The organism is Egicoccus sp. AB-alg6-2, assembly GCF_041821025.1.
Lineage (GTDB): Bacteria > Actinomycetota > Nitriliruptoria > Nitriliruptorales > Nitriliruptoraceae > Egicoccus.
Map to the genome: position 1 here is coordinate 317089 of NZ_JBGUAY010000006.1, position 19384 is coordinate 336472.

Annotated in this window: 19 protein-coding genes; 5 read left to right on the forward strand and 14 right to left on the reverse strand. The window is 73.4% G+C overall.

Features of this window, described 5'->3' with window-relative positions; translation table 11 throughout:
* Positions 1-9 precede the first annotated feature (9 nt).
* The 4 genes from extP to hemL form a co-directional block, all read right to left on the reverse strand.
* A complete protein-coding gene (extP, locus tag ACERMF_RS13000; RefSeq protein ID WP_373669526.1) occupies positions 10-780 on the reverse strand; it encodes a selenite/tellurite reduction operon b-type cytochrome ExtP in 771 nt (256 codons plus the stop codon).
* A 71-nt stretch (positions 781-851) separates the two neighbouring features.
* On the reverse strand, positions 852-1196 hold the full coding sequence (locus tag ACERMF_RS13005) for a 4Fe-4S binding protein (RefSeq protein ID WP_325237481.1): 345 nt from the start codon (positions 1194-1196) through the stop codon (positions 852-854).
* Between the two features lie 55 nt (positions 1197-1251).
* Positions 1252-1767 (reverse strand): hypothetical protein, encoded by a 516-nt coding sequence (locus ACERMF_RS13010; RefSeq protein WP_373669527.1) that lies wholly within the window; start codon positions 1765-1767, stop codon positions 1252-1254.
* Between the two features lie 143 nt (positions 1768-1910).
* On the reverse strand, positions 1911-3203 hold the full coding sequence (gene hemL, locus ACERMF_RS13015) for a glutamate-1-semialdehyde 2,1-aminomutase (RefSeq protein ID WP_373669528.1): 1293 nt from the start codon (positions 3201-3203) through the stop codon (positions 1911-1913).
* 117 nt (positions 3204-3320) lie between these two features.
* Between hemL and ACERMF_RS13020 the strand changes: the two genes are divergently transcribed.
* Complete coding sequence (locus ACERMF_RS13020) at positions 3321-4484, forward strand: alpha/beta hydrolase family protein (protein WP_373669529.1); 1164 nt, start codon at positions 3321-3323, stop codon at positions 4482-4484.
* Positions 4485-4499: 15 nt separating this feature from the next.
* Here ACERMF_RS13020 and ACERMF_RS13025 read toward each other — a convergent pair whose 3' ends face one another.
* The 10 genes from ACERMF_RS13025 to ACERMF_RS13070 all read right to left on the reverse strand — a co-directional run bounded on the left by ACERMF_RS13025 (position 4500) and on the right by ACERMF_RS13070 (position 14019).
* Positions 4500-5246 (reverse strand): glycerophosphodiester phosphodiesterase family protein, encoded by a 747-nt coding sequence (locus ACERMF_RS13025; RefSeq protein ID WP_373669530.1) that lies wholly within the window; start codon positions 5244-5246, stop codon positions 4500-4502.
* Positions 5243-6217, reverse strand: coding sequence for a porphobilinogen synthase (gene hemB / locus ACERMF_RS13030; protein WP_373669531.1), 975 nt, complete (start codon positions 6215-6217; stop codon positions 5243-5245). Before hemB ends, ACERMF_RS13025 begins: the two co-directional genes overlap by 4 nt.
* 85 nt (positions 6218-6302) lie before the next feature.
* Positions 6303-7523, reverse strand: coding sequence for a YihY/virulence factor BrkB family protein (locus ACERMF_RS13035; protein ID WP_373669532.1), 1221 nt, complete (start codon positions 7521-7523; stop codon positions 6303-6305).
* Positions 7524-7619: 96 nt separating this feature from the next.
* A complete protein-coding gene (locus tag ACERMF_RS13040) occupies positions 7620-7925 on the reverse strand; it encodes a hypothetical protein (protein WP_373669533.1) in 306 nt (101 codons plus the stop codon).
* Positions 7926-8123: 198 nt separating this feature from the next.
* Entirely contained in the window at positions 8124-8909 is a 786-nt protein-coding gene (locus tag ACERMF_RS13045; protein WP_373669534.1) for a uroporphyrinogen-III synthase, read from the reverse strand.
* Between the two features lie 2 nt (positions 8910-8911).
* The gene (hemC, locus tag ACERMF_RS13050) at positions 8912-9907 is read right to left on the reverse strand and encodes a hydroxymethylbilane synthase (protein ID WP_373669535.1); all 996 of its coding nucleotides are present in this window, start codon (positions 9905-9907) and stop codon (positions 8912-8914) included.
* Positions 9904-11229, reverse strand: coding sequence for a glutamyl-tRNA reductase (locus ACERMF_RS13055; RefSeq protein WP_373669536.1), 1326 nt, complete (start codon positions 11227-11229; stop codon positions 9904-9906). Before ACERMF_RS13055 ends, hemC begins: the two co-directional genes overlap by 4 nt.
* Before the next feature lie 216 nt (positions 11230-11445).
* Positions 11446-12093 (reverse strand): redox-sensing transcriptional repressor Rex, encoded by a 648-nt coding sequence (locus ACERMF_RS13060; protein WP_373669537.1) that lies wholly within the window; start codon positions 12091-12093, stop codon positions 11446-11448.
* 109 nt (positions 12094-12202) lie between these two features.
* Positions 12203-12472, reverse strand: coding sequence for a glutaredoxin family protein (locus ACERMF_RS13065; RefSeq protein WP_373669538.1), 270 nt, complete (start codon positions 12470-12472; stop codon positions 12203-12205).
* Positions 12472-14019 (reverse strand): AMP-binding protein, encoded by a 1548-nt coding sequence (locus ACERMF_RS13070; RefSeq protein WP_373669539.1) that lies wholly within the window; start codon positions 14017-14019, stop codon positions 12472-12474. Before ACERMF_RS13070 ends, ACERMF_RS13065 begins: the two co-directional genes overlap by 1 nt.
* Positions 14020-14169: 150 nt before the next feature.
* Here ACERMF_RS13070 and ACERMF_RS13075 point away from each other — a divergent pair, with 150 nt between their 5' ends.
* The 4 genes from ACERMF_RS13075 (at position 14170) to ACERMF_RS13090 (ending at position 19349) form a co-directional block, all read left to right on the forward strand.
* Positions 14170-15063: a sugar phosphate isomerase/epimerase family protein gene (locus ACERMF_RS13075; RefSeq protein WP_373669540.1), complete on the forward strand. Its 894-nt coding sequence runs from the start codon at positions 14170-14172 to the stop codon at positions 15061-15063.
* 252 nt (positions 15064-15315) lie between these two features.
* On the forward strand, positions 15316-15963 hold the full coding sequence (locus ACERMF_RS13080; RefSeq protein ID WP_373669541.1) for a sigma-70 family RNA polymerase sigma factor: 648 nt from the start codon (positions 15316-15318) through the stop codon (positions 15961-15963).
* 109 nt (positions 15964-16072) lie between these two features.
* Positions 16073-17443: a DUF5667 domain-containing protein gene (locus ACERMF_RS13085; RefSeq protein WP_373669542.1), complete on the forward strand. Its 1371-nt coding sequence runs from the start codon at positions 16073-16075 to the stop codon at positions 17441-17443.
* Positions 17444-17633: 190 nt separating this feature from the next.
* Entirely contained in the window at positions 17634-19349 is a 1716-nt protein-coding gene (locus ACERMF_RS13090; RefSeq protein ID WP_373669543.1) for a hypothetical protein, read from the forward strand.
* Positions 19350-19384: the final 35 nt, after the last annotated feature.

A 19384-nucleotide genomic window follows, 5' to 3' on the forward strand; every position in this document is an offset into this window, starting at 1 on the left:
GAGCGCGCATCACAGTGGTCCCGAGATGCCGCCGTCCTTGCGGATCCGCCAGAAGTGGACCGCGAGGAAGATGACGGTGACGAACGGGATGAACAGCACGTGCAGGACGTACCAGCGCAGCAGCGTGTTCGGGCCGATGGAGACGCCACCGAGGAGCACGAACTGCACCTGGTCGCCGAACACGGGGGTGTAGCCCATCATGTTGGTGCCGACGGTCACGGCCCACAGCGCGAGCTGGTCCCACGGCAACAGGTAGCCGGTGAAGCTCAGCAGCAGGGTCAGCAGCAGCAGGATGACGCCGACGACCCAGTTGAACTCGCGCGGTGGCTTGTAGGCACCGTGGTAGAAGACCCGCGCCATGTGCAAGAACACGGTGAACACCATCGCGTGCGCACCCCATCGATGCAGGTTGCGCACCAGGTTGCCGAACGTGATCGACGCCGAGATGTCGCGCATGTTGGCGTACGCGATCTCGGTGCCCGCGCCGGCGGCCGGGGTGTAGAAGAACATCAGGAAGATGCCGGTGATGGTCAGCAGGATGAACAGGAAGAAGCTGAGACCGCCGAGGCAGTAGGTGTAGGTCAGCTTGAGACCGTGCCGCTTCACCTTCACCGGATGCAGGTGGTAGAGCACGTTGTTCATCGCCGCGAGGGCGCGGTCCCGCGAGGTGTCGCGGTAGCCCTTGCGGTAGATCGAGCCCGGCCGGAAGATGGACTTCCAGATCACGTTGTCCTGGACGTTGGTCTTGACGTCCGAGAAGCTGGGGGGCTTCCTCGCCACGTTGCTCGTCCTCTTCTTGCTCGTCGGGCCCGACACCGCGGGTGGGTCTCGGGTCGGTCAGGTCGGTGGCCTCAGCCGTCGGTGCGTCCGAGCCACAGGGCATCGGACGGGCAGCGCTCGACGCAGATGGCGCAGCGCGTGCACTCGTTGTCGTCGATGATGAAGACCGCGTGGGACTGCGACGCCAGCGTCATCAACGACGGGCTGTCGGCGTCCTTCACGATGTTGGGAGACATCATGTAGATGCACTCCCACGGGCAGACGTCCTCGCAGGCGCGGCACAGGATGCACAGTTCGGGGGTGAGGCCGATGTGGCGCTTCGGCTTGACGCGTTCCTGCAGCCACTGCGCGTCGACCTGTTGGACGACGTAGTCGTCGAACATCAGCGGGTGTTCACCCTTGTCGGTCTTGCCCACGTCGTCCTCCTTTCCTCACGCTGTCGGTACCGGTGGTGCGGTCGGTGGTCGGGTCCTACTTGTAACCGCCGGCCTCGGGCTTGGTCTCGCCCGCGGCCAGGGTCTTCGGCAGCGACTTCTGCACCCGCAGCGCGAGCCAGCAGGTCAGCACGATGCCGATGACCATCATCGCCCCGACCACGCCCTCGGTGATCACCGAGTACAGGTTGGAGGCGATGTCGAGGCGGTAGTCCTCGGAGACGTCGATCCCGGCGGTGGCCGGGATGATGGTGCCGCTGAGGATGTTCTCGTTCGACTCGGTGAACTGGATCCAGGCGTGCGGGATGACCCCGTGCAGCCACCACAAAAAGGCGCTGCCGGCCATGACGCCCATGGTCGCCGAGACCCATTCGCGCTTCCCGTAGGTGAGCTTGGCCAGCCACAGCGGCAGGATCATCAGCGGACCCACCCACAGCACCATCACGGCCAGGCCGACCCAGCCGCGACCGAGGTCGAGCGGGTCGCCGAACCGGTAGGCCGCGCGCAGCGCGTCGGGAAGTGCCGCGCCGAACTGGCTGAACCACTCACCCACGTCTGGAATCTCCTCGAATGACGGCACGCCCCGGCCCGCCCGCGCAAGTGCGTGCCGGTCGGGACCGCGAGGCTACCAATCGCCGCGAAGCCCGAACAAACGACCGGGTCCCGGTGAGCGGCCCCCGACGCCCGGCGGCCGCGTCAGTCGCGTGCGGCGAGTGCGGACGCCACCTCGGCGGCGGCCTCGACGATGCGGGCGACGTCCGCGTCGCGCAGGGCCGTCGAGGTGAACACCACCTCGTAACCGGACGGGGCGAGGTAGATCCCGCGCTCGAGCATGCCGTGGAAGAAGCGGGCATAACGGCCGTGGTCGGCGGCGGCGACGTCCTCGTAGCGCCGCGGCGGTCCCTCGGCGAAGAGCACGCCGGCGAGGGTGGCGTGCTGGAGCACCTGGACGGTGGCGCCGGCGGCGTCGAAGGCCTCGCGAAGCCCCGTCACCAGCCGGTCGGTCACGGCGCCGAGGCGCTCGTACACCTCGTCGGTCAGCAGCCGCAGCTGCGCGAGCCCCGCGGCGACCGCCACGGGGTTCCCCGACAACGTGCCCGCCTGGTAGACCGGTCCGGCCGGCGCCAGGTGGTCCATCAGGTCCGCGCGGCCGCCGAACGCCGCCAGGGGGAACCCGCCGCCGACGATCTTTCCGAGCACGGTCAGGTCCGGGACGACGTCGTGCAACTGCTGGGCGCCGCCGCGGGCGACGCGGAAGCCGCTGATCACCTCGTCGAAGACGAGCACCGCACCGCAGGCGTCGGACTGGGCGCGCAGGAAGGCCAGGAAGCCGTCCTCGGGCGCCACCAGGTTCATGTTGGCGGGGACCGGTTCGCACAGGATCGCGGCGAGGTCGTCACCGTGGGCGGCGACGGCGGCCGCGACCGCGTCCCGGTCGTTCCACGGCACGAGCAGCGTGTCGGCCGCGGCACCCTCGGTCACCCCGGGACTTCCGGGGATGCCGAGCGTCGCCACGCCGGAGCCGGCCGCGACCAGCAGGGCGTCGGAGTGCCCGTGGTAGTGGCCGACGAACTTGAGCAGCTTGCTGCGGCCCGTGGCGCCGCGGGCGAGCCGGATCGCCGACATCCCGGCCTCGGTCCCCGAGTTGACCAGCCGCACCTTCTGCACCGAGGGGACGGCCGCGACGATCGCCTCGGCCAGCTCGACCTCGCCCTCGGTCGGGGCGCCGAACGAGGAGCCGCGACCGATCGCGTCCACCGCCGCCTGCCGCACCTCGTCGCGGACGTGGCCCAGGAGCAGCGGCCCCCAGGAGTTGACCAGGTCGAGGTAGCGGTTGCCGTCGACGTCGACGAGTTCGGCGCCCTCGCCCCGCGCGATGAAGCGGGGCACCCCGCCGACGCTGTCGAAGGCCCGCACCGGGGAGTTGACGCCCCCGGGGATGGCCGCCCGTGCGCGCTCGAAGAGGTGCTCGGAGGTGGAACTGCCCATGGCGACTCCTGGGTCGGGCGCGAGGCAGCTGGCGTGGGTTCGCCGCCAGCAGCCGTGGGGACCGAGGCTAGCGGCGGCTCCCGAAGGGTCCCGGCGGGCCGCAGTAGCCTGCCTCCCATGATGGCGCGACGGGCGTTGCGGGTGGCGGGGCTGACCGGCTCGGCGGCGTTGCTCGCGGCCGCGGGCGGCGCGACCTGGTACTACGCCGGACGCGTGACCGAGCCGGCGCACCGCCGCCCCATCGCCCCGCTCGACCGCGACCGGGTCGAGCTCCACGACCTCGGGACCGGCCACCTGCGGCTCGTCGGCGCCGACGCCGCGCGTCCCGGCTGGTGGGGGCTGCGGTGGCAGGACGGCTACGCCCGCGTCGGGCCACCGGTGGCGGCCACGGCGACGGCCGCGCCGTCCGCCGGGACCGAAGCGGTGCGACCGGTCGAGTTCCGGGTCGGGACGGCGCCCGCGACCGGCGTCGCCGCCCTGTTCGATCCGTGGGCGACCCCCGACGACCCGACGGTGCTCGGCCTGCCGGTGCGCGAGGTCGCGGTCACCGGACCGCTGGGGCCGATGCCGGCGTGGTGGTTCCCGACCCCGGTTGCCGGTGATCGGGCGCGGACGGCCGTGCTGGTCCATGGCCGCAGCGGCACCCGGGCCGAGACGTTCCGTCACGTCGCACCGCTGGTCGGCGCGGGCGTGTCGGTGCTCGTCACCTCCTACCGCAACGACGCCGAGGCGCCCGCCAGCCCCGACCGGCGGTCCCACCTCGGCGCGACGGAGTGGGCCGACGTCGCAGCCGCCGGCACCTGGGCGCTCGCCAACGGCGCCGACGACCTCGTGTTGGTCGGGCTGTCGATGGGCGGCGCCTGCGTCGCCGAGACCCTGCGCCGCTGGACGCGCCGCGACCGGGTCGTCGGCGTGGTGCTCGAGGCCCCGGTGCTGGACTGGGGGCCGGTGCTGCGCAGCGCCGCGGTGCAGCGGGGCCTGCCGGCTGCCGCCCTGCCGCTGCTGCTGCCACCGACCATGGCGTTGGCCGGCGCGAGGGCACGCATCGACTGGCGTTCGCTCGGCTCGTTCGAGGACCTGACCGAGCTGCCGGTGTTGCTGATCCACGGCGACGTCGATCCGACCGTGCCCGTCGAACTCGCTGACGCACTCGCCGCGGCGTTGCCCGAGCAGGTGACCTACCTGCGGGTCGAGGGGGCCGCCCACCTCACCGCCTGGAACCTGGCCCGTGACCGCGTCGAGGCCGCGGTGTCGGACCACGTCACCCGATTGCCGGGGTGAGCATGACGCCCGCCGTCACGGACGCACGCGCTCGAAGATGGGGTTGTCGGCCACCTCGCGGGCGCGGGCGAGGTCGGCTTCCGTGCGGACGGTCCAGGTCACCAGCGTGCCGCCGGCATCGCGCCAGGCGTCGGTGGCGGGGTTGGGCAGGCCGACGAGGTCGTAGGAGATGGCGTGCGGGGACAGCGCCGGCGCGTCCCGCAGTTCCGCCAGGCGTCGACGGACGACGGCGGGCAGCCGTGGATCGGCGTCCGGGGTTGCCGTCAGCACCCGCACCGTCCCGGGTCGTCGACGACGGAACCAGCGCACCGTGGCCGGGTTGAAGCTCGCGATGCAGTGGGGCCCGTCGTGCTCGTCGAGCACCGCGGCGACCGCCGCCTCCAATCGACCGGCGCGCAGACGGTGCGACTTGATCTCGACCATCGCCGGGTGCCCGTCGAGCGCCTGCAACGCCTGCGCCAGGGTCGGGACGACCTCGTCGCTGGTCTCGCCGTCCGCGGTCAGCAGCGGCAGCTGCTGCAGGCTCTCCACGTCGAGGTCGGCCACCCGCCGGTCACTCCCGGTGACCCGGCGCAGGACCTGGTCGTGGACGACGACCGGCGTGCCGTCGCGAGCCAGCATCACGTCGAGCTCGACCCCGTAACCCGACTCGGCGGCGGCACGGAAGGACGCGCAGGAGTTCTCGGGGATTCCGTCGCCGTGCAAGCCCCGGTGCGCCAGCGGGGTGTCGGAGAGCCAGGCGGGCGCCACCACCCCGCTCACGCGCCGGCGGCCAGTTCGATGGCGGCGTAGGTGAGCACGAGGTCGGCGCCCGCACGCCGGATGGAGGTCACCGTCTCGCGCATCGCGCGCGGGCCGTCCAGCCAGCCCCGTTCGGCCGCGGCCTGCACCATCGCGTACTCGCCGGACACCTGGTAGGCGGCGACGGGCAGGTCGAAGGTCGACCGCGCATCGGCGATGACGTCGAGGTAGGCCAGCGCGGGCTTGACCATCAGCACGTCGGCACCTTCCTCGACGTCCGACGCCAGTTCGCGCAGCGCCTCGCGGCGGTTGGCCGGGTCCATCTGGTGGCCGGCACGGTCGCCGTCCTGCATCGTCGACTCGGCGGCCTCACGGAACGGGCCGTAGAACGCCGACGCGTACTTGGCCGCGTAGGCGACCAGCACCACGTCCTCGAAGCCCTTGCCGTCGAGCGCCTGCCGGATGGCGCCGACCTGGCCGTCCATCATCCCCGACGGCGCGACCACGTCGACGCCCGCGTCGGCGTAGGTCAGCGCGTCGCGGACGTAGGCCTCGACGGCGGCGTCGTTGACGACCTGCCCGCGAGCGTCGAGGGGACCGCAGTGGCCGTGGTCGGTGTACTCGCACTGGCACACGTCGGCCCACAGCACCAGTTCGTCGCCGAGGGCGTCGCGCATGGCGCGGGCGGCACGCGGCACCGGGCCTTCGGGGTCCCAGCCCGACGAGCCGAGTTGGTCCTTGACCTCGGGGATGCCGAACAGGATCACGCCGCCGACGCCCACGTCGGCGGCGCGCCGGGCGAGGTCGACGGCCGAGGCGACGTCGTGCTGCGCCACGCCGGGCATCGAGCCGATCGGGTGCGCCCCCTCGATGCCGTCCTTGACGAAGACCGGCAGGACCAGCCCCGCCGGGTCGATCCGGGTCTCGGCGAAGGCACGGCGGAGGGCGGCGGTCCGTCGGAGGCGGCGCAGGCGGGTCTCGGGGAAGGGCACGACGACCTCGGCGACGGACGGCGGCGAACAGGTGTGGCGCGAGTGTAGGAGGCGGGGCTCCCCGCGAGACCGCCGGGCCGCTGGCTCAGCCGCGGCCGGCCCGCCACAACCGCCAGGCGGCGGCGACGGAGACGGCGGCGACGCCGAACGCGGTGACACGCTCGGTCCCGGGGCGTGCGGTATCGGCCGGGAGAGCGGTCGTCCGCCCTCCCGACGGTCGCGGTCGGGTCGGAGGAGCCGTCCGCGACCGCTGTCCGCTTGCCGCCGATCCGAGCGCCCGGGACGCTCGCGCGGCCGGGGCACGACCCGCCGCGACGTCCTGTGGCAGCGGCCGGTTGCCGGCCTGGATGCTCGGCAGCTGCGGCGCCTGTTCCGCGGCCGCCATCCCGTCCGCCTCGGCGTCCGAGGGGCCCTCCTCGACGTCGCCCTGGTCGACCAGCGGCACCCCGTGGCGCTCGGGCGAGACCAGCATCCCGCGTCGGCGCTCGGTCAACAGGGCGTTGAGTTCGGCGCCGTAGAGATAGAGGCGACCGGCGAGGTAGAGCAACAGCAGCAGGGCGATGATGCCGCCGAACGCGCCGTAGAGGGCGTTGGCGTCCTCGGCCTGGTTCGCCACGTACGAGGCACCGGCGATCTTCAGCGCCGCCCAGCCGAACGCCCCCAGCGCGGCACCCGGCAGCAACCGTCGCCAGCCGAGCTCGCTGGTCGGCGAGAACATGCGGTAGGCAGCCAGGAACAGCAGCAGGTCGAGCGGGAAGGTCGCCACCAGCGCGATCGGCGTCGCGGCCCAACCGGGGAGGTCGAGCACCCCGACGAGGCTGGACGCGCCCGCGGCGGCCAACGCCACGATCCCGAGCACGGGCATGGCCACCACCTGCAGCAGCTTGCCCTTCGCGCCCGTCGGCAGCGCACCGCGGAACACCATCGTGGTCGCGACCATGCCGGCGTTGATCACCTTCAGGCCGGTCAACAGCAGGGTCACGGCGCCGAAGCCGGCGAGGGCGCCGCGGTTGTCGACGACGGTCTGCACGAACCCGTCCATCCCCTGACCGGTGGCATCGAACGCCGCCTGCAGGCCCGGAACGGCGGTGGCGAGCGCACGGGCGATGTCGGCCTGCTCCGCAGGATCCTGGAACACGAACCCCGCGATCGCCACGGCGAGGACGAGCAGCGGCACCAGGGACAGGAACCCGAACAGCGCGATCGCGCCGGCGAACTGGTCGGCGGCGTCGAGGCGGTAGCGCTGCTGCATCTGCAGCGCGGTCCCGATCACGGGCAGCGACTCGAGCTTGTCCTTGAGCGCCATCCGGTCTCCTCCGGCCGCCGATGGATCGGGAAGGCTAGGGACCGGGGCCCGTCGATGGGCGGCGCAGGCGTGGGCGAGCGGGCACCAGCCGCGCCGCTAGTCGGGCAGCGGCAGGGGATTGAGCGCGTAGACCGTCGTCTCGCGATCGTCGTCCGCGCCTGAGCCGTCGGCCGGATACACGATGCCGTCCTGCAACAGCTGCGCCAGGTGCCCCGCGGCCGCGTCGGCCGTCATGCGGGCGTCCTGGGCGATGTCGGGCAGCGCGGACTCCAAGACCTGCTCGTGGAATCCCGGATCGGCGTCGTCGAGGACGGCGTGCTTGGCGAAGGCGAGGTGGAACAGCAGGCGCTCCCCGCCGTACGGACTGAACTCCCAGACGATGTCGACCGCGTGCTGCGTCACGGCGTCTTCCTCCCCGGACCGGCGCGGAACCGGTCGGCCCGCGCGGCATGATCACCCAAACCGGCATCAGGGTCCATCGACGACCGGCCGTATGCCCGCGAGCGGCCCGGCGGCAGGTCATGCGCCGATACGTGCATCCGGTGCTGGGGTCGTGCGCCCCAGGATGCACGCATCGGAATGGTCGCTGCGAGGTGCGACTCAGCTGCCGTCGGACCCGGCGGCGGTGACCAGGGCGGCGACGAGACCGTCGAGGTCGTGTGGATCGGCCTCGACGGCCACCGGGATGTCGAGCTCACGGCAGGTGCGCGTGGTCACGGGGCCGATCGAGACGACCGCGCCCCGCCAGGGCCGCTGCCCGACCAGCGTCACGAAGTTGCGCACCGTCGAGGAGGACGCGAAGGCGAGCAGGTCGATCCGTCCGGCCTCGAGGTCGTCGAGCACCGCGTCCGGCAGCGTGTCGGGCGCGACGGTCCGGTAGGCGACCACCTCGAGCGGCTCGTAGCCCTTGTCGACCACCAGCTGGTGCAGGATCGGACTGGCGATGTCGGCGCGCGGAAGCAACACGCGCCCGCTGCCGTGCGGCAGCGCTTCACCGAGCGCCTCGGTGGTGGCGCGGTCCGGCACGAGGTCGGCGCGTACGCGCAGCCGCTCCCACAGCCGGCCCGCCGTGCCGGGACCGACGCAGGCGACGAGCGGCACGGCGGCGAACACGCGGGCGTCGAGCCCGTCCTGCTCGATCGCCGACGCCACCGCGTCGACCCCGTTCGGGGAGGTGAGGCACACGGCCGCGAAGGCCCCGTCCGCGAGATCGTGCAGCGCAGCGCGGAGCGAACCGACGTCACCGTCCTCGATGCGCAGCACGGGAGCCTCGACCGGGTCACCGCCCAGATCGCGGACGCGGTCGGCGAGGGCCGACGCCTGGGCACGCGAGCGGGCGACGAGCACCCGACGGCCGGCCAACGGTCGCACGGTCGCGGCGTCCACGGTCACGCCGAAGGCTGCCGCAGCCGCTCGAGCACGTCCTGACCACCCGCCTCCAGCAGCGTCGCGGCCATGACCCGGCCCAACAACTGCGGCTCGTCGGCGGCGGTCTCGTGGGAGGCCCGGAACAGCCGCGTGCCCGTCGGATCGGACAACATGCCCAGCAGTTCGAGGCGCCGGTGACCGTTCTCCGCCTGAGCACCACCCGTTCCGCCAGGGGCGGGAAGCAGGGTCGCGTGCGCACCGATCGGCGCGGTGCAACCACCCTGGAGCTGGAGCAGCAACTCGCGCTCGGCCGTGACCTCGGTGCGGGTGTCGGCGTGGTCGATGCGCCGCAGCGCCTTGCGTGTCGCGGCGTCGTCGCTGCGGCACTCGATGGCCAGTGCGCCCTGTGCCGGCGCGTGCAGCATCTCGCCGTGCTCGAGCGGGACGACCGTGAGATCGAACCCCTGCGGTTGCAGGCGCAGCAGGCCGGCGACCGCGAGGACGATGCCGTCGACCTCGCCGGCCACGACCTTGCCGAGCCGGGTCTCGAGGTTGCCGCGGATCGGCTGGACCAGCACGTCGCGGCGTGCTTTCTGCAACTGCGCCCGTCGTCGCGGCGACGAGGTGCCGATCGTGACCTGGCGGTCCCGGGGCAGGTCGGCGAGCCGGTGCCCGGCGCGGGTGACCAGGGCGTCGCGGGGGTCGACCCGCTCGGGCACGGCGGCGATGGTCAGGCCGGCGGCGTGCTCGGTCGGCAGGTCCTTGTAGGAGTGGACGACCAGGTGGCAGTCGCCCTCGAGCACCGCCCGGCGCGTCGCGTCCACGAACAGGCCCTTGGCGTCGAACGACTCGAGCGCCCGGTCGGGGTGGTCGTCACCCGTGGTCGACATCGGGACCAGTTCGAACGCCCGGCCCGTCGCGGCCTCGAGCGCCGTGCCGACGTGGCGCGCCTGCACCTGGGCCAGCGCGGAGCGACGGGTCGCGATCCGCCAGGGACCGTCCTCGGCGGAGCTCACGCTTCGCGGTCCGGGTCCGGGTCGTCCAGGCCGAACAGGTCCCGCACCGCGTCGGCGTGCCCCTCGGCGCCGGTGCCGTCCGCGAGCTCCTTCAACCGGACCGTCGGCGTGTGCAGCAGCGTGTTGACGATGCCGCGTGTGAGCGCCTCGACGGTTTCACGCTGCCGGTCGTCGAGCGACGACAGGCGACCGGAGAGACGCTCGAGCTCGGCGGCACGGACCTGCTCGGCCGTACGCCGCAGGTCGCGGATCGTCGGCTCGACCTCGCTCGCGCGCGTCCATGCGAGGAAGCGTTCCGCCTCGACGTCGACGATGGAGCGTGCGGCGGCGACCACGTCGCCGTTGACGCCGCGGTCTGCGCCGTACTCGACCCCGGCGCCCATGGCGACGGCGCGGACGTCGGCGATGTCGACCACCTCGACGCCGGGAACGTCGTGACAGCGCGGGTCGACGTTGCGGGGCATGGCCAGGTCGAGCAGGACCAGTGGCCGGGTCCCGTGCCCGTCGGCGCGGCGCTGTTGGACCGCGGCGAGCACCAGGTCGAGGTCGAGGACGGGTTCGGGAGCGCCGGTCGTGCACACCACGAGGTCGGCGTCACCCACGGCCTGCTGCAGGGCGCCGGCGGCGATGATGCGCCCGCCGGTGCGGGCGGCGAGCCGCTCCGCCTTGTCCTCGGACCGGTTCCACACGTCGATGCGGCCCGCGGCCTCGTCGACCAGGCGGCGCGCGGTCAGCCCACCCATCTTGCCCGCGCCGACCAGCAGCACGTGGCTGCCGGTGAGCGCGGTCCCGAGCCGCGCGGCGGCGACGTCGAGGCCGACGTCGACCATCGAGGACGCGCCGCTGGAGATGGCGGTCTCGTGGCGGACCCGGCGGCCCACCCGGACGGCCTGCCGGAACAGCCGCTGCAGGACCCGGCGGGCGCTGCCCTCCTGGCGCGCGGTCTCCATCGCCTGCTTGACCTGCATCGCGACCTGGCGCTCACCGAGCACCATCGAGTCGAGGCCGGCCGTGACGGCGAACAGGTGCGCCGCGGCCCGGTCGTCGTGGTAGCTGTACTGCAGCTCGTCGAGGTCCTGCGGGTGGATGTCGCCGCGTTCCGCGAGCCAGCCCCGCAGTTCCTGCAGACCGGGGTGGAACCGGCTCACCGAGGCATAGATCTCGACCCGGTTGCACGTGGAGAGCACGACGGCTTCCTGCACGTGCTCGAGGCCGGTCAGCGCCTTCAGGGCCTTCGGCAGCTGCTCGGCGGGCACGGCGAGCCGTTCCAGCAGCGACAGGTCCGCGCTGCGGTGGTTGCACCCGACGACGAGGAGGGACATGGGCCCGATCTGGTGGCTGGAAGGCGTCACGCTCTGCGCGTGGCGGGACGGCACCGGCGTACCGGATGCAGCGACGCGACCGGCGTCGAGCCCGCACGTCTCCGTCGTCCGCGAGCGTACCGGTCGGTTCGGGGGCGAACCAATGCCACAGAAGGATCGCGCAGGCACCGACCGTGCCAGCTCCCCCGGGCGCGCTCCACGTCCGGTGGCGTCCGGTCAGCTGGCGGCGGCGGAGACCTCGTTGAGCTGCTCGTAGAACGACAGGATCTGCAGTTCCGTGGACATGTCCACCGTGCGGACGGTGATCTGGTCAGGAACCTCGAGGTGGCCCGGGGCGAAGTTGAGGATGGCCGTGACACCCGCGGCGACCACCTCCTCGGCGACGGCCTGGGCGCGTTCTGCGGGGGTGGTGAGCACCGCGATGGTGATGCCGTGGTCGCGTACGAGCGTCGGGAGGTCGGAGGGCGGCCGCACGACGTGCTCCCCGACCGGCGTGCCGATCTTGGCCGGGTCGGCGTCCACCAGCGCCTCGACCCGGAAGCCGCGGCGCGAGAAGCCGTCGTAGCTGGCCAGGGCGCGACCGAGGTTGCCGATCCCCACGATCACGACGGGGCGGTCATCGGTCAGCCCGAGCACGGTCGAGATCTCGGTGGCCAGCTGCGCCACGGTGTAGCCGACCCCGCGCGTGCCGTAGGTGCCGAGGAACGACAGGTCCTTGCGGACCTTCGCCGAGGTGAGGCCGGACGCCTTGGCGAGGTCGTCGCTGGAAAGGGTCTGTCGCCCCGCGTCGGCCGCCTCGACCAGTACCTGCAGGTAGCGCGGCAGTCGGGCGACCGTGGCCTCGGGGATCCGCCGCTGCGACACGCCCGCCCTCCGTTGGTCGTGGCCGGTCATAACGCAACCGGGCCGTCGATGCTCGAGCGAGGCTACGTGGCTCGTGCGGACCGGCCAATTCGTCCCATCGGGCGGGCGCTCAGGCGCTGCGTCGCGCCTGTCGGACCGCGGCCCGGACGCTGCCGGGCGGCACCTCGAGTTCGGCGACCTCGCGGCCGTCGACCACGACCACCGGCACCCGCACGCCGTAGCGCGACACCAGCACGTCGTCGCCGTCGACGTCGACGTGCGTCACGTCGGCACCCCGTGCCTCGCGCGCGACGATCGCCTCGGCGCGCCGGCACAGCCCGCAGGTCGCACGCGTGTAGACGAGCACGGCTGGCCGACGGGCACGACGGCGCAGCCGCATCAGGACGGCTCGCGCAGTTCACGGCGGCGGACCTTGCCGCTGGCCGTGAGGGGGAGCTGGTCCACCACCTCGATGCGGGTCGGGCACTTGTAACGGGCGAGGCGGGCGCGGCAGACATCGCCGAGCCGTTCGACGTCGATCGTGTCGTCGCGGGCCACGACGTGGGCGACGACCGTCTCCCCCGTGAGTGGGTGGTCCGCGCCGACGACCGCGGCATCGAGGACCTCGGGATCCTCGAGGAGGACGCGCTCGACCTCGCGCGGATAGACGTTGAAGCCGTTGACGATGATCAGGTCGCGCTTGCGGTCGACGAGGAAGAGGTAGCCGTCGGCGTCCCGGGTCGCGACGTCGCCGGTCCGCAGCCACCCGTCCGCGGTCAGCGCACGTGCGGTCGCCTCGGCATCTCCGTGGTAGCCCTGGAACACGTTGGGGCCGCGGACCCAGACCTCGCCCGGGTCACCGTCCTCCACGTCGCGTCCGTCGTCGTCGACCAGGCGCAGCTCCACCTGCGGCAACGGCAGTCCGACGGAGCCGGCGCGCGGCCGGAGCCCCATGGCGTTGCTGGTGACGGACGGGGACGCCTCGGTCAACCCGTAGCCCTCCTCGATGGTCACCCCGGTCGCGGCCGCGAACGCCTCGAGGGCCGCGGGTGGCAGCGGTGCCGCTCCGGACACCGCCAACCGCAGCGTCGGCAGCGACGCGTCGTCGAGGTGGCCGCCCCGGATCCAGGCGACGTAGATCGAGGGTGCCCCGAGCAGCACGGTGACCCCGTGCTCGCTCATCGCCCGCAGCGTCGCCGCCGGGTCGAAGCGCTCGACGAGCACCATCGTCGCTCCCGCCGTCAACGCGGCACCGAGTCCCACGTTGAACGCGTAGATGTGGGCCAGCGGCAGCACCAGCAGGACCACGTCGTCGGCGGTGACCTCGAACCGGCCCGCCAGCGACTGGTCCTGGTTGGCCGCGAGGTTGCCGCGCGAGAGCATCGCGCCGCGCGGCCGTCCCGTCGTGCCCGAGGTGTAGACCAGCGCACCGAGATCGTCGGGGGCACGGTCGACCGGGCGCGGTTCACCGGCGACGTCCCGAAGCGCGGACCATGTCGGCAGGTCGTCGTCCGGCAGGGCGCCGGTCGGCAGGTCACCCGCGGATGCCGCCGACACGATGCGGAGGCCGTCGAGGTGGTCGGCGAGCTCGACCACGGCGGCAAGGCGTTCGGGACCCACGACGGCGACCGAGGCGCCGCTGTCGGCCAGCGCGTGACGCAGCTCGTCCGGCGCCAGGCCGGGCAGCAGTGGGACCACGGCTGCGCCGGCGCGAAGGGTCGCGGCGGCCACCTCGACGAAGGTGACGTTGGTGCCGCAGATCAGCGCCACGCGGTCCCCCGGGCCGACCCCCAGGCGCTGCAGGGCCGCCGTGCCGGCATCGACGCGGGCGTGCAGTTCGCCGTACGTGAGACGGCCGCCGTCCCACACCAGCGCGGGGTGGTCGGGACGCTCGGCGGCGGCCCGACGCAGACGGGCGGCCACGTCGACCGGTGGTGTGCCGTTCACGCGCACTCCCTCTTCCGCTGCCCGGATCGCCGTGGTCGCGCAGCCTAGGGGCCGCCCCCTCCGCCGCGTGCCGTCCGGGGCGACCGGTCGGCGGTGGGACGCCGCGGCGACCGGAGGGCGGTTGGCGCCACGGGGCTACGCTCGAGCGACATGCGCCTGCTCGCCTCCACCGGCCCCCTGTTCGCCCGTCCTCTGGACTGGGCGCTCGGGGTCGTCGCCGAGGCCGGCTACGACGGCGTCGAGCTCATGGTGACCCAGGACCCGGCGACCCAGGAGCCCGAGCGCGTCGCGGCGGCCGCCGCGACCGAGGGCATCGCCGTGCCGGTCGTCCACGGGCCGTTCCTGCTGTTGACGCGCCGCGTCTTCGGCACGGACCTGGTCGAGAAGGCACGGCGCTCGCTGGAACTGGCCAGCGACCTCGACGCGGACCTGATGATCGTCCACCCACCGTTCCGGTGGCAGCGGGAGTTCCACCAGTGGTTGCTCCGCGAGGGTGACGCCGAGGCGGAGGAGCAGGGCACACGGATCGGGGTCGAGAACCTCTACCCGGTGTCGGTCGCGGGGCGGCCGGTGCGGTTCCACCGCTACACCGAACCCGACCACCTGCGCTCCTTCCGGCACGTCGTGCTCGACACCAGCCATTTCGGCGTCGCCGACATCGACATCACCGCGGCCTACCGGCGTCTGCGCGAGCAGGCCGTGCACCTGCACGTGTCCGACAACCGGGGCGGCGGCCGTGACAGCCACGCCCCGCTCGGACACGGGCGGCTGCCGCTGGCCTCCTTCCTGTCGGAGGTCGGCGAGGACGCCAAGCTCCCCGACGGCCCGCGTGCGTCCATCACGCTCGAGCTCGACTGCCGCCGCTACCTCGACGATCGCAGCGCGCTGGTCGGGTACCTGCGCCAGGAGCGCGAGAAGTGCGTCGCGCTGCTCGACGGTGCCCCTGCCGAGGAGGTGCTCGGCCGTCCCGACGTGGTCGCGATCGCCCCTGGAGCCCACGAGGACGATCCGGACCAACCCACCGTCCCGCCGCTGAACCCCTGAACCGCGCTCCGGAGCCGCCCTGACCCAAGGGACGGTGAAGTTCCGGGCGTTCTCCGCTTGACTCGCCACCGGATCGAGGTCGGCCGGGGAAGGTTCCCGTACCCTCGTCCGGCGGCGTGGGGCGGCGGGGAGTCGGTCCACGCGCTGACCGGGAGATGACCGCGTGCGTGCTGGGACGTCGTTGGCGCTGCTGCTGCTGCTCGCCGTCATCGTCGTGGCCGCCATCGTGCAACTGACCCGGGCGGCCAACCTGTGAGCGCCGCTCCTCTCGCCGGTGAGGCGGTCGACCCCGAGGTCGTCGCGCTCGTCGAACGGGCCCAGGGCGGCGACGCCCAGGCGTTCGCCGACCTCTACGACCGCTACGTCGACCAGACCTTCGCCTACGTCTACCGGCGCGTGGGGCACCGTCAACTCGCCGAGGACCTGGTCGGCGACGTGTTCCTGCGGGCCTACCGGCGCCTCTCCAGCTTCGAGTGGCAGGGCGTGGACCTCGGCGCGTGGATCATGACGATCGCGCGCAACCGCGTGCACGACCACTTCAAGTCCGCCCGATTCCGCCTCGAACGGCCGACCGACGACGTGCGGGACGACCCGGGACCCAGCACGCCGGACGATCCCGAGCGCGTCGCGGTCGCGCGGGACCTGACCCGGGCGCTCGGCCAGGCGCTCGCACGCCTCAAGGACGAGCATCGCGAGGTCATCGAACTGCGCTTCGTCCACGACCTGTCGGTCGCCGAGACCGCCGCGGTGATGGAGCGCTCCGTCGGTGCCACCAAGGCGCTGCAGTACCGGGCGTTGCGGGCCCTGGCCACCGAGGTCGAGGGGCATCCGGAACTGACACGACTGGCGACGACCGGGCTCGGGGGCCTGCTCGCCCTGCTCAAGATGGTGCCGTTGTGAGCACATGCAGCGCGATCACCGCACAGGTCCGTACCACCGGCGGACCCGCCTCGTTGACGTCGATGTCAACCTCGGTCCGCCCGTTCACCAACCGCCGACAGGCTCATTCGTGACACCCCGCCGACACGCCCGCGAGATCGAGCAGCTCGCTGCGCTGCTCGACGGTACGCGCGCGCCCGGCGAGGTCGACGGCGCCACGCGTTCCCTCGGCCGGCTTGCCACGGCGGTCGTCGAGCACGACGCCTTCGAGTCGGTCACGTTGAGCCAGGCCAACCGCGAGGCCATGCGCGCCCGGCTGCTCGCCGACATCGCCAACGAACGCCCGGAGACCGCGCCCGCCCCGGCGCGTCCGTCCCGCCAGGAGCGCTTCCGTTCGACCCGGGTCGGGATCGCGACCGGCCTGGCGTCGGCGATGCTCGGCAGCGCCGGGGTCGCGTTCGCCGCCCAGGACGCGCTGCCGGGTGACACCCTCTACCGCGTGAAGCAGGCCACCGAGACCGCGCGCCTGTCGCTGGCCGGCGACGTCGTCCAGCACGGCCGCCTCCAGCTGCGCTTCGCCGAGGAACGCCTCGACGAGGTCGCCACGGGCAGCGACCGGCTCGGCAGCGACCGGCTCACCGAGGCGCTGGCCGAGATGGACCAGCGTTCGCTCGACGGCGCGCAGGACCTGATCGCCGCCGCCGAACGCACCGCCGACGGGGAACTGCTCGCCGAGGTCGACGCCTTCACCCAGCGGCAGGCGTCACGGCTCGTCGAGATCTACGACGCGCTGCCGGCCGAGGTCCGCCCACGGGCCGAGGACTCGCTCGGCGTACTGCGCCGGATCCGGCTCGAGTTGCTGTTCCCGGTGGCGCAGGCGTGCGACTGCGTCGCCCTCGCCGACAACGGCGTCGTCCCGCTGGGCGGAGGCGCCACCCTGGCCGAGCGGCTGCGCTCGGCGGCCCTGCCGGCGCCGACCGCCTCACCAGACCGCTCACGTCTGAGCGAAGGGCTGGCCGAGGCCGAGGCAGCGGCCGTCGCCCGTGTCGAGGGAACGCTTGGCGAATCCACGGGCAGCGACGACGGCGGCGTGGGCCGCTCCCCGTCGACCACCTCGGGTGGGACGGGCACCGGCGACGCCGTCGCGGGCGTGACCGGATCCGCCGGCCAGACGATCGAGGACACCGGCAGCCGCGTCGGCGGCACGGTGCGCGACACGGCCGACGAGGTCGGGGACGCCGTCGGGGGGGTCGTCGGCGGCGAGGCCGGCGACGCCGTGGACGAAACCGTCGACGAGGTCGGTGACGGTCTCGGCCAGGTGGTCGAGGACGTCGGCGGGACGATCGGCGGCGTCGTCAAGGATCCGGTCGGCACGATCGGCGATGCGGTCGGCGGGCTCGGCGACGCCGTCGACGACACCACCGGGACGATCGGCGGCAACCTCGGCGGCTCCGGCGGCTCCGGCGGGCTCGGCGGCCTCGGCGGGCTCGGCGGCAACTGAGCCGTCACCGACGCTCGCTTCCCGCCTTGCCGGCGGGGACCCCGCGCGACCGGTCCCTGCGCAGGTGCGCGGTTCGCGCACGCGGCGTTGGTGGCGCCGGTGGCCCCGTTGCCGGAACGACACCGCTTCGTTGAGCCCAACGCACCGGACCCGGGCCGACGGGACGGTGGGGCGACTGGGAGGTTGCGGGATGGGGACGCGCAGGTGGAGGCGGGCGACCGCACTGGTCGCCGCCGGGATGTTGGCACTCGGCGTGCCCGGCCTTGCTGCCGCGCAACCCGCTCCCGGCGAGTTCGGTGGGCTGGAGGACGTCCTCGATCCGGCACGACTCGAGGACCTGCTCGGGGGGCTCGATCCCGACGAACGTCGACAGCTGCTGGACGCGCTCACCGGCGAGGGTGGCGACGCCCCGCAACTGCCTCCCGAACTGCAACAGGTCCTCGACCAGCTCCTCGCGCTCCTCGACGAGGTCGGGTTGCCCGACCCCGGCGGCGAGGGCGATGACGGCGCCGAGGACGCCGAGCGGCCCGACGCGGCGGCGCCCAGGATCGGCGGCGACGCGACGACCCCCGAGGCCGGCGTCGGCGGTTTCGCGGCGTACGCCGAGGCCAGCGGCGCCACCGTCTGCGTCGGCGTGCCCGCCGCCCTTGCCGAGGGGCTGACGCCGGTCCTCGAAGGTCTCGGTATCGCCGGCGGATGCGACTTCGGGGAGACGCGCACCGCGGGCATCCGTCTCGACCTCGGCAAGGCCGAGACCGACCTGCGTCGTGCCGCGGCCGACGAGCCGATCGACGCGGATGCCAGGGCCTTCGTCACCAACCTCCTGCTCGCCTCCGAGGCCGCCGACCAACCGGGTGCCTGCGAGGGTGGGCCGATGGAGGCCACACTGCCCCCCGACGGCCCACCGCTCGTGACCTTCACGCTGCTGGGCGTCGACTGCGCCAGCGACGACGCCCGGGCCTTCGCCGACGTCCGGATCGCCGGCGTGGACATCGGGCTCGGCAACCTGGTCGAACATGGCCTGCCCGTCGAGGCACGTGACGCGCTCGGCCAGGTCGTGGACGGCCTCAACGAACAGCTGCTCGGCCAGCTCGACCCGGCGCTGTGCGAGCTCAGCGACCCCGTGCTCGACGGGCTCCTCGGGGGCGGTTCGCTGTGCGAGACCGACGGCAACGGCGCCTCGTCGGTGCTGCGTCTGCACAACCCGCTGGACGCCGACATCCCGCTGGTCGACCTCGGCCTGGTCGCGGCGACGTCCGAGATCGTCCACGACGACGGCACCGTGACGGCGACGGCGACCTCCACCTTCAGCCACCTCAACGCGCTCGGCATCGCCTGTCTCGGCGGCGACGGTGAGGCGCCGGCCACCTTCACCGCCACCGCGTCGACCGACGGCATCGAGGCGGCACGGTCGGCGACCGCCCCGGACGTGCAGGTGCGCGCCTGCCCGCAGGAACAGAGCCTGCTCCGGCTGGTCGCGGCCGAGGGGCCGCTCGGCGACGTCGCCGTTCTCGAGCGGGTCGTGCGCGACGACCTGCTCGGCGGTGCGCTCGCCCCGGTCTTCGGCGGACTCGACCAACTGTTGGCGGCTCTCTCCACCCGGGCGCTGACGCCGGGCCAGGCCTACACCGGCGACATCGAGGGCGCCGGGACCTCGGCGGGGACGACGCCGTTCGTCGTCGCGGCGACGCTGCCCCTGGCCGGCCTGCCGGGCCTGAGCGAGGTGGGCGGCGAGATCGCCGTCATCGTCCATGCCAACGAGACCCGCGTGGGGGTCAACGCCGAACCGGTCGAGGTCGTTGCCGCCGAGGTCCCCGACGAGCCGCTGCCCCATACGGGCGCGGGTCTGACCGGCGTGCTCGGCCTGGCCGCCATGGCGGGCGCCGTCGCGCTGCGCCGCCGCTGAGTTCGCTCCACCCTGCTCACACGAACGTCACGGCC

Excerpts from the sequence above, each read along its gene's own strand:
- ACERMF_RS13035 (WP_373669532.1), bottom strand. The coding sequence starts at position 7,523 with ATGGCGCTCAAGGACAAGCTCGAGTCGCTGCCCGTGATCGGGACCGCG.
- hemL (WP_373669528.1), bottom strand. The coding sequence starts at position 3,203 with ATGGGCAGTTCCACCTCCGAGCACCTCTTCGAGCGCGCACGGGCGGCC.
- ACERMF_RS13055 (WP_373669536.1), bottom strand. The coding sequence starts at position 11,229 with ATGTCCCTCCTCGTCGTCGGGTGCAACCACCGCAGCGCGGACCTGTCG.
- ACERMF_RS13020 (WP_373669529.1), top strand. The coding sequence starts at position 3,321 with ATGATGGCGCGACGGGCGTTGCGGGTGGCGGGGCTGACCGGCTCGGCG.
- ACERMF_RS13075 (WP_373669540.1), top strand. The coding sequence starts at position 14,170 with ATGCGCCTGCTCGCCTCCACCGGCCCCCTGTTCGCCCGTCCTCTGGAC.
- ACERMF_RS13090 (WP_373669543.1), top strand. The coding sequence starts at position 17,634 with ATGGGGACGCGCAGGTGGAGGCGGGCGACCGCACTGGTCGCCGCCGGG.
- ACERMF_RS13065 (WP_373669538.1), bottom strand. The coding sequence starts at position 12,472 with ATGCGGCTGCGCCGTCGTGCCCGTCGGCCAGCCGTGCTCGTCTACACG.